Here is a 13182-nt window from a genome sequence, read left to right on the forward strand (position 1 = left end):
TCTAGTTTTGATAAAATTTATCCATGCGCTTAACACTGCTATTACTGGTCAAGCAGAAGATTAAGTATTATATTGTTTTTGTAACTATATTTTAATTTTTTGTATCTCTATTTCACGATTTATCTGCGGTTCAAGATTTAAACAAATAAGCAAAATGAAATGTAACCATGTTTGATCTTCACGTTTTCCCGAGGCAATTATGAAAATACAACTCCTAGAGATTGGCTCAGAAACCGAGCAATTAAGTGCGTGTAGACTTTCATTGTTGCTGGATATTGAGACCCCACAGAATCAGATTTCAACTGTTCTTAAATTAGCACGACAATTACTGGCAGTCGATTATGCGGTTATGCAATTTCATCATGAACCCTATGCGTGGGTATCGATGTCGTCTGGTTTAAAAGCCTATGCCTGTTCAGCTCTGTTTGCAGATTTACAAGCGCATGTTTATGTCGATGACCAACATGCAGATTATGCCGCATTTGTGAGTGAGGTTTCGCGTTTGGGCTTAGTTGCAGAGCCGCGCTTATTGGTCTTGAACTTACGCAATACCGAGGGGCAGTCATTTGGTCAGGTGGTTTTTTTCGATCAGCAGACTGCACCATTTACTCAAGATCAGATTCAAATGCTGCAAGAGCTGTTTATCAATTTAATCAAGCATATTGAACTTAAGATTGATTATGCTGAGTTGAAAGAAATGAATGAACAGCAATCAGCATTAAATTTTAGTAAAACCAAATTTTTCCAAATTATTGCGCATGATTTGCGTGCACCTTTTCATGGGCTGCTGGGCTTTTCAGAAGTGCTGGCTCAAGAGCGTGACAGTTTGGATGAAGCCAGTATTCAGAATATTGCCGATTACTTGCATGACACCACGCAGTCAACCTATAGCTTATTGGAGAGTTTACTCAATTGGGCAATGGCTGAAGGCGGACGCTTTGTGTTTCATCCGATTAATTTTCAATTAAAGCAAGCCTCTAAAATCGTATTTGATGTATTAAATGGACTTGCCATTAAAAAGAAAATTCAATTGATTGATACGGTGCCAGAAGAGATCAAAGTTTTTGCTGACATCAATATGGTGACTTCAGTGATTCAAAATTTGGTCTCAAATGCGCTTAAGTTCACGCATATGGATGGGACAGGTGTAGTAAAAATTACTGCCGAGCTGAGTGAAAAGGGTGTCGAGATTTCCATTCAGGATACGGGGCTAGGCATGACACCACAGCAAATTGAACAACTGTTTCAACCCCGATTAACCGTCAGTTTTAAAGGTACTGATGGTGAAAAAGGCATGGGGTTGGGTTTGGTGCTGTGTAAACGCTTTGTGGAAATTAATCAGGGCGAAATTGAGGTGTACTCTAAGGAGGGGGAAGGTACCTTATTTAAGGTGACTTTACCGCAAGCCGAATCTCATCTAGCCCTTGGTGCTAGTCAAAAACGCATAGAAGTTTCTCCTTAAAAGAGGATGCTCGCTGCTTTTGAATAAAAATAACCAGAAAACAGAATCCGCGAGGTGGTATCCCATTGGCTGATTGAGTACACTCAAACTAAAGTCGCTGTCATACTTTTGCCCAATATCCGACTTTAATCGTCCTGCATATGCTGGATCACAACAAGATAGAGTCATACTGAAAAGGATGGTCCGAATGATCGTATACTGGTCAAAACGACCGTCCAACTAAATATGCACCATGCGACAACATGAACCTTAATAATTAAAGAAGAAGTTGAATTCGGCTTGTGCCGAAAAAGGAGAGCCGCTCTTGATGAACGCTGAACAATTGCAGAAAACCTTGTGCGCCAGCCAATATGCAGAACAAGTTTTGGCAATCCATTCCAGCTTATTAGAACAAGATTACAGCGTTGATCAGTTCCTGACTTCCTTAACCACAGCACAAATTTATGCGCACGTCCAAGATGAATTACAACTTGTAGAAGATGAAAGGACGTGGTTACGACTTAGCCGAGTATTACGCGCCCGATTGATGTTTCGCTGGATTTGGCAAGATGCCAACCAATTAACCGATGTGGTGACACTCACGCGTGAGCTGTCCGATTTTGCCGATGCGATGGTCTGTGCGGCAAAGGATTTTGCGCGTAAGCCTTTGGTTGCTAAGCATGGCGAGCCAATGGGCTATAACGGTAAAGTTCAAGATTTGATTGTGATTGCCATGGGTAAACATGGTGCACAAGAACTCAATCTGTCCAGCGATATTGATTTGATTTTTACTTTTGATGAGCAAGGTGAAACCAATGGACGCAAATGTATTGATGTACAGCAATTTTGTATTCTTTGGGGACAAAAGCTGATTTACCTGCTGGATCATATGACCGCGGATGGTTTTGTCTTCCGTGTGGATATGCGTTTGCGTCCGTGGGGTGATGGTTCTGCGCTGGCAATCAGTCATGTGGCTTTGGAAAAATACCTGAGTCAACATGGGCGCGAATGGGAGCGCTATGCATGGATCAAGGCGCGTATCGTCACAGGTGGCAAAGAAGGTGATGAATTATTGGCAATGACCCGTCCATTCGTGTTTCGGCGTTATGTGGATTACACCGCCTTTGAAGCCATGCGCGAAATGAAAGCCATGATTGAGCGTGAAGTGGCGCGTCGAAATATTGAAGATGATATTAAGCTGGGTGCAGGCGGGATTCGTGAAGTCGAATTTATCGTGCAGGTGTTCCAATTAATTTATGGCGGTTCAAAACTCGAACTACAAGATCGTCAATGTCTGGTCAGCCTGCATCATTTGGGTGAGGTAGGGTTACTGGATCCGCAAGTGGTGCTTGAGCTGGAAGATGCCTATTTATTCTTGCGTCGCGTTGAACATGCGATTCAGGCATTGAACGATCAACAAACACAATCCTTACCGAGTGAACCTGAGCTACGTCAGCGCATGACCGATACTCTGGGTTATGCAGATTGGCAATCCTTCCTTGATGTGTTGAATCAGAAGCGTGCCAAGGTGATTTATCAGTTTGAGCATCTGATTAAAGAAAAAGAGCCTGATCCATTGGTGGAGAGCTTTGGTCAACTGGAGCAACGCTTAAAAGCAGTACTGGATGAGGATGCCAAAAAACTGGTACATGAATTCTGGTATGGCAATGCCTTAAAAAAATTGCCTGCTAAAGCGGTACAACGTTTAAAAATGTTCTGGCCACATTTGATTGAAGCGATTTTGGAGTCGGATAAACCGCAAACAGCTTTATTGCGTTTAATGCCGTTGGTTGAGTCGGTGATGCGTCGTACCGTGTATCTGGTGATGTTGATTGAAAGTAAAGGGGCATTACAACGCTTGGTCAAAATGGCGACGGTCAGCCCATGGATCTGTGAAGAGCTGACCCATTATCCAGTGTTGCTGGATGAGTTCCTCTCGATGGATTTTGAACTGCCACGCCGTCAGGATTTACAGGACTCTTTACGTCAGCAATTGCTGCGTATTGAACTCAATGAAGTCGAAGATTTGATGCGGGTACTGCGTCTATTCAAAAAGTCTAACGTCTTGGCGGTGGCTGCCAGTGATGTATTGGCTGAAAGTCCACTAATGAAAGTTTCAGATGCCTTAACTGATATTGCGGAAGTGTCGGTTAATGCCACCCTGAATATGGCGTATCAGATGGTGGCAAAACGGCATGGTTTCCCGCTTGACATCGAAGGTCAGCGTTGTGCGATTGACCATACGGCATTTGCCGTGGTGGGTTACGGCAAAGTCGGTGGGATTGAGCTGGGCTATGGTTCTGATTTGGATTTGGTGTTTATCCATTATATGGATGAACAGGCTGATACGGATGGACCGAAATCGATCAGTGGCTTTGAGTTTGCCATGCGTGTGGCGCAGAAATTTATTTCGCTGATGACCACGCAAACCCTCGATGGTCGGGTCTATGAAATTGATACGCGCCTGCGTCCTTCTGGAGAGGCAGGGGTTTTGGTGACAAGCTTAAAGGCATTTGAACAATATCAACTGAAAAATGCTTGGTTATGGGAACATCAAGCGCTAGTACGTGCACGTTCGATTGCAGGTGAAGAAACCTTGCGGGATAAGTTCGAGCAACTGCGTTGTCGGATCTTAACTTTGCCTAGAGAAGAGGCAAATGTCCGCGACGAAGTGCTCAAAATGCGTCAGAAAATGAAAGACCATTTAGGTTCTTCTAAAGAACAACAAAAAGATGGAATTTTTCATTTAAAACAGGATGCAGGTGGTATCGTTGATATTGAATTTATGGCACAGTATGCTGTGTTAGCATGGAGTGGGTCGAATCCCGATCTCGCCCATTACTCCGACAATGTACGAATCCTTGAAGACGCTGCAAAAGCAGGTTGCTTATCCAGTGACGATGCAACAGCATTGATTCAAGCTTATCTCAGTGAACGAGCCGAGAGCCACCGTTTAGCGCTTGCGAACCAATCCATGCAAGTAAATGCTGCGGACTGGCACAATACCCGCGTGATCGTTTGCAAGTTATGGCAAAGATTAATAGATCCAACTGCCACGGCAGTATTGGATAAAAATGACTGTGTATAAAAAAATTTGGAGTGTGTGCCATGAATTTGGCTGATCGTGATGGTTTTATTTGGCAAGATGGACAATTAGTTGACTGGCGTGAAGCGAAAGTTCACGTTTTAACGCATACTTTGCACTACAGTATGGGTGTCTTTGAAGGTGTACGTGCTTACGAAACACCTAAAGGTACAGCGATTTTCCGTTTACAAGACCACACAAAGCGTTTGCTTAATTCTGCAAAAATTTATCAAATGAAAGTTCCATTTGATCAAGCAACGCTAGAACAAGCTCAAATTGATGTGGTTCGTGAAAATAAATTAGCATCATGCTATTTACGTCCTTTGATCTGGATTGGTTCGGAAAAACTCGGTATTGCAGCAACCAATAACACCGTTCATGCTGCGGTAGCGGCTTGGGGTTGGGGTGCATATTTAGGTGAAGAAGCGATGGCGAAAGGTATTCGTGTAAAAACTTCATCTTTCACACATCACCATCCAAACGTGACCATGTGTAAAGCAAAAGCATCAGGTAACTATACTTTGTCAATTCTTGCTCACCAAGAAGTTGCACATTCAGGTTACGATGAAGCAATGCTAATGGATCCACAAGGCTATGTCTGCCAAGGTTCTGGCGAAAATGTATTCCTTGTGAAAGATGGTGTGTTACATACCCCTGATATTGCGGGTGGTGCATTGGATGGCATTACGCGTCAAACCGTGATTACCATTGCCAAAGACTTAGGTTATGAAGTGGTAGAACGCCGTATTACCCGTGACGAGTTCTATATTGCGGATGAGGCATTCTTCACAGGTACTGCTGCTGAAGTGACGCCAATTCGTGAATATGATGACCGTCAAATCGGTTGTGGTTCACGTGGTCCGATAACCACTGAAATTCAAAAGACTTATTTTGATGCAGTGCAAGGTCGTAACGACAAATATGCACACTGGTTGACTTACGTAAACTAAGTTGATCGGTTAAGATCAAAAGGCGAGACTTCGGTTTCGCCTTTTTTATTGAAATTTGATCATGGTTAGAGCTTATGCATATTGTCTATGTTAGTGATGGAAAGGCGGGACACCGTTCACAAGCACTTGGCTTGTTTAAGGCTATACAAAGACAATCTACAGAAATGGTCAGCTTTGAAGAAATTTCGATAGAAGACTTAGCTATTTTCTCGCTTGTTGCTGGGATATTTCATCGATCGATTCCACAGTTGAAAAACCTGCCCAATTTGATTATTGGAGTCGGTAGTCATACCCAATTACGTGTGTTATTGCTTGGGAAAATTTATACGCAAGCTAAAACTGTGATTTTAATGAAACCGAATTATCCATTGACTTGGTTTGATTACAGTGTGATTCCTGCACATGATGGTATTCCTGCATCTGCTCGCGTAATTGTGACTCAAGGGGCACTGAATCCGATAGTAAATGAACAGCGACATCAATCAGGAAGAATTTTGATTGCATTGGGTGGCTCATCGAAACGCCATCAATGGAATGAGGATAAAGTCTTTGCATCGATTGAGCACATTGTGCAGCAACAATCGAATAATGAAATCATTATTACCACCTCACGTCGAACACCAGAGCTGTTTGTTGAACGCTTGAATGCCCATCCTTTTTTACCCCATGTACATTTTTTTCCAGTCGAACACACAGCGCAAGGCTGGATTTTTGAGGAAATGCAGAAAGCTGAAGCAGTTTGGGTTACTGAAGACAGTGTCTCGATGATTTATGAAGCATTGACCGCTGGATGTCGAGTTGGAGTAATTGCCATGGATCGCATTAAACAGGATCGTATTACCGCATCAGTCGATGTTTTGTTGGGAAAAAGTATTGTGACTGAAACCTCAGACTTAGCCCAGTTGCCTCCACCGAATGCTTTTAAAGAAGCGGAGCGTGTGGCAACATATCTTTTAGCTCAATAAGCAGATGTTGCCTGTGATTTACTTATTTCTTATCGTATTGCTGATAATCGTGGTGTTTAGTTACAAGTTTGCATGGTGGAAACCCGCAGTGGATTGGAAGAGACCACGAGTACTCATGTATCACATGGTGCGCGAACATATTGATGGGGCAAAATTTAATAAACTCAGAGTTACTCCAGCCCAATTTGAGCAACAGGTGGCATGGATGAAGGCACAAGGTTTTCATTTTGTCACCATGCAGGAATTGCAAGCCAATTGGGGGCAGCACCCTGAAAAAACCGTTGCGATTACTTTTGATGATGGTTATTTGGATAACCTAGAAAATGCGTATCCAATCTTAGAGAAGTATCAAGCCAAAGCGACTATTTATGTGGTTGTAGACCGACATGATCGTGACTGGTCGACGTATAAAAAAGCACATCATAATAGTGGCGAATTGGCACGTGAACCTAAGTTGAATGATGAGCAAGTGAAATTCTTGGCGGATAGTGGTTTAGTCGAAATAGGCTCACATACCATGACCCATGCCAATTTGGATAAATTGGATGATGCTCAATGCTTATCAGAACTGACTCAGTCGAAGTTACAACTAGAGCAATTGATTCAGCAACCTGTGACCAGTTTTGCTTATCCATTTGGTATTTATTCAGTACGTGATGTGCAACTGGCAAAGCAGGCTGGCTATCAAAATGCTGTCACCACGATTGAGGGGATTGATGGACCACAACCTGATTTTATGCAGTTACAACGGATTAAGATTAGCGGTAAAGACTCACTCTTTGCTGTGAAATTAAGATTGAAATTAGGTAAGCGTAGTTGATGATTTTTAGTAGTATCTTTGTTGTGTCAATATTATGACAGAGATAAAGTATTTATTAATAAGTGGTTGGAAATACAAAGTATGAATTTATCTTTAAATAAAGTTGCGATTTTGTATATTGCAACAGGAAGATATACTATTTTTTGGGATTATTTTTATAATTCAGCGGAAAAAAATCTATTGCCTGACTGCCAAAAACATTATTTTGTTTTCACAGACAATCAAGAGTTTTTAAGCTTAAGAGAAACAGAGAAAGTAAGTTATATAGAACAGGAAAAGTTGGGATGGCCTTATGATACATTAATGAGATTCGATATTTTTTTGAAAATAGAGGATTTGCTAAAAAAATTTGATTATATCTATTTTTTTAATGCAAATACTGAAATTTTAGCACCAATTTATGCAAAAGAATTATTGCCATTAAAACCTGATAAAAAATTAGTTTTTGCTATACAACCTCATGCATTTCATAAAAAAAGAAATAAGTTTACTTATGACCGAAACCCTCAATCTAGAGCATATATACCCTATGGTCAAGGCAGGTATTATTTTACTGGTGCATTAAATGGTGGTTGTAGTGAAACTTATTTAGAAATGTGTCGTATACTGAGTTTAAATACGCATAAAGATTTAGATCATAATCAGATTGCTTTATGGCATGATGAAAGCCATTTAAATAAATATGCATTAAATCGTACTGATATTCAAATATTACCACCCTTTTTTACACGCGGTGAAACTGAACCTTGGAAGAAGCAAGCTAAAGTTATGTTCTCAGATAAGGCTCATTTTCGTTTTGGCGGACATGCTTATTTGAGAGGGGAAACAGACCATAAAATCAATGAAGATGAATGGAAAAATTCTACCGATGTCAAATCGAAAGGTTTTAGCTTTAGGGTAAAGCAATATTTTGCTTCAATATTTTTATAAATAAATCTCATTAATATTACCTGGTATTTACATCTTGGTAGAATTTAAATACCAGGTTTTTTTCTAGATATCACTTTTCGCGGGTGTAGAATATACAGCCATAATATATAAATAAGGTAATTTAATTTTTTGAGTTTTACTACGGGTGTATTTTGTAAACGGTAATGATTTTTATTGATTACAGTTGTATCAGCATTGATATAAATTAAACCAAATTGTTCTGCAAAACGTTCATAGCGAAATTGAAGATTTTGATTTTGTTTTGCTTTTTCAATGGCGATGGAGTAAGGAACAGGTCCAGTAGTATTGAGTACTCCTTTGCGTCCTACGTGATATTTCATTGGTGTATAGTCATGAATCCGAAAAGTAACTTCATCAATGACCGCTTTTAAAAAAGGAGAATAGGGTTGGGCAATAATATTCCATTGTTGGTATTCTCCATTTTTTAAAAATTTGAGATGTTTATTGATACCATAGCCTTGGTATTTTTGTCCGATTTCATTTTCCCAACCACAAATAATAAATTCATCATCTTCATGCAAAATATCATCAAAAGGTACAGCACAAGAACTTTTTAAATCTAGATAAACACCACCTTCCTGATACATTAATAAATAACGGAAAAAATCAGAACGTGCTGCTGAGTAATTTTCATTGATTAATAAATAGGTGTTTAACGTTTTATGCCCATAATGTTGTTGAATATAATCTAGAATTTTGGGTTCATCATAAAAGCGATATTCCCAGTTTGGATTACGTCGACGTAACTCACTTACTGATTTCTTTATATTGTCGGGAATGTTGGCTTCACCTTGCAAATATATTTGGTGAATAATTTTCGGGATTGGCATAGCGAACACCCAGAGAGTAAAAAGGACGATGATATAACAATAATTTATTGAGGGCGACGAACTTGATCAAGCTGTGAAAAATATTTTTTTAGTTCTTGAACCCGAATAGTCCACCATTTATCAGGATTACGTTTAGAAAGTAGATAATAAAAAAACTCTTTTAAATTTTGTTGATTACGGACTTTAAGACTCTTCCAGTATGTTGAAAGTGCTTTGATTTTTAATAATTTTTGTTGGGTTTGATCTAGCTCATGATTACTTAAAAAGTCATAAATAGTAAAAAACATATCATGATGTTGTTGATTTAGGTTTTGAGATAATCGATTATTTCCACGTTTTGTTTTGGTTTCACTAGTATCCAGAATAACAAAGACAGTCGCGGTTTCGGTAAATAATAGTTTTTGTGCTACAGCACCCAGTTGTAGTGCCAAAGATTCATCTTGAATAAATAGAGAAGTATTACAACCTTGTGATTTCTGCCAAATAGATTTAGAACACATCACACACATTTCCATAATGTTATGTTGAATCATATAAGTGAGTGGTTGATTAATAGTGCAAGTATTCATAAGTGGATATTTATTGATTTCTGTTAAATCATGGATTTTGACTTTATTTCCATAGAATAAATCGCAGCTTTCCGTCTGCATTTGCTCCATAATTTGCTTAAGGCGATTTGGTGCAAGTACATCGTCTGCATCCATAAAAAAAAGATAATCACCTTGAGCAATATCTCCTCCTTGGTTAAGACGACTTGCAGGTCCTTTATTGTCAGTATTCCGAATAATTTTTACTTTAGGATATTGTTGTTCTAATTGACTTGAAACGCTTGGCCAACTGGGATCAGTGGATGCATCATCTACCACGATAATTTCTAACAATTCTGATAAGTCAGGTTGTAAAGATTCAATAGTCCTTTGTAGAAGAGGACCTTTATTGAAATGGGTTAAGACAACTGAGATGGAAAAAACAGTAGACATATCTAGGTAACTTGTTTGTACTTAAGTGTTTTATTTAACCATAAAAAGAAAGTTTTGAAATGACCAGTGAAGCTATTGGTTGCTAAAAATTGTACCTGCACATAAGGGATATTGTATTTTCGACAAAAATACATACGGTGATGTCCTTGATGTAATTTATCTTTAACACCTAATCCTCGGCAGAGCATAATAGCCATAGGGTGCTTTTTATCATAGCCTTGATTTTTAAAAGATTCATCTATTTGCTGAAAGCGCGAAAGCCGCAGATCTTCGGGGACTCCCCACTTGTTACGCTCACTATAGTTATAAGCTGTTTCTTCACTTTTTAAATTACGTTCTAGTTGGTTATCGATAATATCGCTAAGGTAAATTTCATAACTCAGGGTTGAATAGTCGAGATATTTTTTTCTAATGGGTTTTAATAGGGCGAGAATAGATAAGTGAGGTGCACGTTGCTCAAATATAATACGTGTTGGATAGTGGGTATTACCATCATTAAATGCTTGAATGAGAACATCTCTACCAGATGCGAGTTGATCGGATTTGTTTCGTTTTTCTTGACCAATCAATAAGACAACTTTTTCCTCAATATTTTGCAATATATGAGAAGGTAGAGCCGCATCAGTTAAATCCAATAACTCCTCGATTCTAATATGATAAATATCAGAGGAAATACCGTATTGAGCCATATTGAACAATCAAAGAAAGTAAAGCTGAAATCATAACTTCCTTAACCTAAAAAATCTATTTATATGTCTACAGTAGAATTACTATTTGAACAGTAGATACAATATAATTTGACTATATGCGAAACATCTCGGGTTCATCATTGAAAAAGTATCTTATCAGCATTGAAAGGGAAGACAGTCCTCGTTTAGCAACTTTTTTTTCTCAGCAAACTTTTCAAAAGTCTCAAGCAGATTTTAAAAAAATTGGTGTTCGAGGTGCAGACCTTCCGACTGCGGAGTATTTTAAATTAGCGGTTGCAGGAAAAAAAAAGCCACTAAGCCCTGCCGAGTTAGGTTGTACACTATCACATGTAAATGCATTCAAAGATTTTTTAGAATCAGATGAACAATATGCATGTATTTTTGAAGATGATGCCATTTGTACAAGTGATTTTGACTTAGATAGTCTCGAATCAGAAATTCCCAAATTAAATTTGAACCCTTGCTTTTTTCTTAGTATGGGGGGAATTCAACTAAAGAGTAGTAATAAGGTTAGAGGTATTTTTTTAAAGCAGAAGTTAAATAATTCCGTTATCTTGAAAATACATCCAATTTATTTTGGTCGTCTATTTTATACTTATGCATATGTTATTGATCGTAAAATGGCAGAACTATTATTACGTTATCATGAGGTTCCCAAAGGCTGTGATCACTGGTCACAGATACGTGAATATGATGAAAAATGTCAATTTTATGCTACGTTCTTATTTGATCATCCTGAGTTAGGCGAACTCTCTAAAGGACAAAGCTATATTGAACAAGAAAGGGCATTATTAAAAAAAGAACAACGCTCAAAGAAATCTATATTTTATAGATGGAAACTATCCATTTTAAAAAGATTTTTAAACCTCACTTTAAAGCAATATCCGAAGTAGGGCTGAAAAATGTCAATAACCATCGTAACAGCTTTTTCTGATATCGGGCGCGATGCTTGGAGTGTAGAAAATGGTCATCCCTCTTATCTGGGGCGTTCAACTGATAATTACTTTAAATATTTCTCTAATTTGGCTGACTTAGAAAAGGATATGATTGTTTTCACAAGCCAGGAATTTGTCACTAGGATTAAAAAAATTAGGGGTGATAAACCTAAAAATATCATGACATTAGATTTGAATAAAAAATTTATAAAATGCATTATTGATGGTGTGATTGTTGCAGCACCCTCAAAATGGTTGGAATTTTATAATTTAGTATATACTTGTCAAAAGGATATGCTCAGTAAGAAAATAATTGATAATGATCAAGGCGTATATTTACAAGCTTCATTGAAGCAGCCTGACTTGTTTAAAATACACTATTTAGGTGAAGATTGTTGGTTTGATGTATTTAAACGTTATGATGAAACAACGCATTTAAATCTCAAAAATCGATATAAAAAATTGATGGGATATTTTTAATGTCAGAACTTAAACAAGTTGTATTTGAAATCAATAACTTATTTTCTCAAGATGAAGCACAAACTGTACGGTTAAAACGTTTTAAAAAGCAGCCATGGCGTACTTTTTATTCAACTTTTGTGCCTAAAGCAAAGCGTAGACTAGCGAAAAAACAAGCCAACTCTTTGCAGAAACAGCATGTGGCAAAACTTTGGAAAATTTTTCTAGATAAATATTTTAGTGGTGAATTAAATTCGTTTCAATTAAAACCTAAAAAGCACTTTGCTGATCAAAAAATTATTTGGCAATATTGGGGGCAGGGTTTAGCAGCGGCTCAACAAATTGAAGTAGTAAATTTATGTTTTGCATCCGTTGATCAATATAAAGGTGATTATCAAGTCATTCGATTAGATGAGGAGAGTGTTCGCGAGTATTTAGACTTTCCTGAATTTGTTTGGAATAAGAAAAAAAATAAACAATTTAAACCTGCATTTTTTGCTGATTTGATTCGTTTAGCTTTGTTAGATGTATATGGTGGTATATGGATTGATGCGACAATATTGTTAACAGCAAATATTGATGATCGGTTTTTAAGTCAAGATTTTTTTATGTTTCATCGTGATAACCATGTAATTGATAAGCCTCAATGGGTAAACTTTAATAATGATTACTTTGGTTGGGATGCAAATCATAATGTAAATGTTTTAAATAGTTTTATTATAAGTAAAAAAAATAATAAACTAGTGCATACATGCTTTGAAATTATGATGAATTATTGGGAAACACAAAAAGATATTCCACATTATTTTATTTTTCAAATTATGTTTAATGAATTACTTAAATATAAAGATTATGAGGATAAAATGATAGTGGTTGATGATACATTACCTCATTTATTGCAAATTCGTTTGAATGATAAGTTTGATATTAATGAATATAATTTAATTTTAAGAAAAACAAATATTCATAAACTTACCTATATAAAAGAACCTGAAGAGGGGACATTCTTTAGTTATATTAAAAGTATTTTTTAATTTTTTGTGGTGTTATTAAGTT

General features: G+C 37.6%; 12 protein-coding genes. 9 read left to right on the plus strand and 3 right to left on the minus strand.

Annotated elements, in window-relative coordinates; translation table 11 throughout:
- Positions 1–199: 199 nt before the first annotated feature.
- From MKI85_RS05805 to MKI85_RS05830, 6 genes are all read left to right on the plus strand, one after another.
- Complete coding sequence (locus MKI85_RS05805) at positions 200–1462, plus strand: sensor histidine kinase (RefSeq protein ID WP_241625875.1); 1263 nt, start codon at positions 200–202, stop codon at positions 1460–1462.
- 307 nt (positions 1463–1769) lie between these two features.
- Positions 1770–4529 (plus strand): bifunctional [glutamate--ammonia ligase]-adenylyl-L-tyrosine phosphorylase/[glutamate--ammonia-ligase] adenylyltransferase, encoded by a 2760-nt coding sequence (gene glnE, locus MKI85_RS05810; protein WP_241625877.1) that lies wholly within the window; start codon positions 1770–1772, stop codon positions 4527–4529.
- Positions 4530–4549: 20 nt separating this feature from the next.
- Positions 4550–5476, plus strand: a complete 927-nt coding sequence (locus tag MKI85_RS05815) for a branched-chain amino acid transaminase (RefSeq protein ID WP_241625879.1) — start codon at positions 4550–4552, stop codon at positions 5474–5476.
- Between the two features lie 74 nt (positions 5477–5550).
- Positions 5551–6441: an ELM1/GtrOC1 family putative glycosyltransferase gene (locus MKI85_RS05820; protein WP_241625881.1), complete on the plus strand. Its 891-nt coding sequence runs from the start codon at positions 5551–5553 to the stop codon at positions 6439–6441.
- A gap of 4 nt (positions 6442–6445) precedes the next feature.
- A complete protein-coding gene (locus tag MKI85_RS05825; protein WP_413351325.1) occupies positions 6446–7261 on the plus strand; it encodes a polysaccharide deacetylase family protein in 816 nt (271 codons plus the stop codon).
- 81 nt (positions 7262–7342) lie between these two features.
- The gene (locus MKI85_RS05830; protein WP_241625886.1) at positions 7343–8191 is read left to right on the plus strand and encodes a family 6 glucosyltransferase; all 849 of its coding nucleotides are present in this window, start codon (positions 7343–7345) and stop codon (positions 8189–8191) included.
- Between the two features lie 44 nt (positions 8192–8235).
- Here MKI85_RS05830 and MKI85_RS05835 read toward each other — a convergent pair whose 3' ends face one another.
- From MKI85_RS05835 to MKI85_RS05845, 3 genes are read right to left on the minus strand one after another with little or no spacing between them, the layout of a single operon-like run.
- On the minus strand, positions 8236–9042 hold the full coding sequence (locus tag MKI85_RS05835) for a glycosyltransferase family 32 protein (RefSeq protein ID WP_241625888.1): 807 nt from the start codon (positions 9040–9042) through the stop codon (positions 8236–8238).
- Positions 9043–9086: 44 nt separating this feature from the next.
- Positions 9087–10022 carry a glycosyltransferase family 2 protein gene (locus MKI85_RS05840; RefSeq protein WP_241625890.1) on the minus strand — a complete coding sequence of 312 codons (936 nt, stop codon included), beginning with the start codon at positions 10020–10022 and terminating at the stop codon, positions 9087–9089.
- Positions 10023–10024: 2 nt separating this feature from the next.
- The gene (locus tag MKI85_RS05845; RefSeq protein ID WP_241625892.1) at positions 10025–10711 is read right to left on the minus strand and encodes a hypothetical protein; all 687 of its coding nucleotides are present in this window, start codon (positions 10709–10711) and stop codon (positions 10025–10027) included.
- Between the two features lie 140 nt (positions 10712–10851).
- Between MKI85_RS05845 and MKI85_RS05850 the strand changes: the two genes are divergently transcribed.
- Genes MKI85_RS05850 through MKI85_RS05860 form a run of 3 tightly spaced genes read left to right on the plus strand, consistent with a single transcriptional unit; the run spans position 10852 to position 13160 of the window.
- Positions 10852–11625 (plus strand): glycosyltransferase family 25 protein, encoded by a 774-nt coding sequence (locus tag MKI85_RS05850; protein WP_241625894.1) that lies wholly within the window; start codon positions 10852–10854, stop codon positions 11623–11625.
- A 9-nt stretch (positions 11626–11634) separates the two neighbouring features.
- On the plus strand, positions 11635–12147 hold the full coding sequence (locus tag MKI85_RS05855) for a WlaTC/HtrL family glycosyltransferase (protein WP_241625896.1): 513 nt from the start codon (positions 11635–11637) through the stop codon (positions 12145–12147).
- Positions 12147–13160: a capsular polysaccharide synthesis protein gene (locus tag MKI85_RS05860; protein ID WP_241625899.1), complete on the plus strand. Its 1014-nt coding sequence runs from the start codon at positions 12147–12149 to the stop codon at positions 13158–13160. Before MKI85_RS05855 ends, MKI85_RS05860 begins: the two co-directional genes overlap by 1 nt.
- The last annotated feature ends 22 nt before the right edge of the window (positions 13161–13182 follow it).

The organism is Acinetobacter zhairuonensis (assembly GCF_022601715.1).
GTDB lineage: Bacteria > Pseudomonadota > Gammaproteobacteria > Pseudomonadales > Moraxellaceae > Acinetobacter.

Bases quoted from the DNA above. Each gene is read 5' to 3' on its own strand.
- MKI85_RS05805 (WP_241625875.1), top strand. From the start codon at position 200: ATGAAAATACAACTCCTAGAGATTGGCTCAGAAACCGAGCAATTAAGT.
- glnE (WP_241625877.1), top strand. From the start codon at position 1,770: ATGAACGCTGAACAATTGCAGAAAACCTTGTGCGCCAGCCAATATGCA.
- MKI85_RS05815 (WP_241625879.1), top strand. From the start codon at position 4,550: ATGAATTTGGCTGATCGTGATGGTTTTATTTGGCAAGATGGACAATTA.
- MKI85_RS05820 (WP_241625881.1), top strand. From the start codon at position 5,551: ATGCATATTGTCTATGTTAGTGATGGAAAGGCGGGACACCGTTCACAA.
- MKI85_RS05825 (WP_413351325.1), top strand. From the start codon at position 6,446: ATGTTGCCTGTGATTTACTTATTTCTTATCGTATTGCTGATAATCGTG.
- MKI85_RS05830 (WP_241625886.1), top strand. From the start codon at position 7,343: ATGAATTTATCTTTAAATAAAGTTGCGATTTTGTATATTGCAACAGGA.
- MKI85_RS05835 (WP_241625888.1), bottom strand. From the start codon at position 9,042: ATGCCAATCCCGAAAATTATTCACCAAATATATTTGCAAGGTGAAGCC.
- MKI85_RS05840 (WP_241625890.1), bottom strand. From the start codon at position 10,022: ATGTCTACTGTTTTTTCCATCTCAGTTGTCTTAACCCATTTCAATAAA.
- MKI85_RS05845 (WP_241625892.1), bottom strand. From the start codon at position 10,711: ATGGCTCAATACGGTATTTCCTCTGATATTTATCATATTAGAATCGAG.
- MKI85_RS05855 (WP_241625896.1), top strand. From the start codon at position 11,635: ATGTCAATAACCATCGTAACAGCTTTTTCTGATATCGGGCGCGATGCT.
- MKI85_RS05860 (WP_241625899.1), top strand. From the start codon at position 12,147: ATGTCAGAACTTAAACAAGTTGTATTTGAAATCAATAACTTATTTTCT.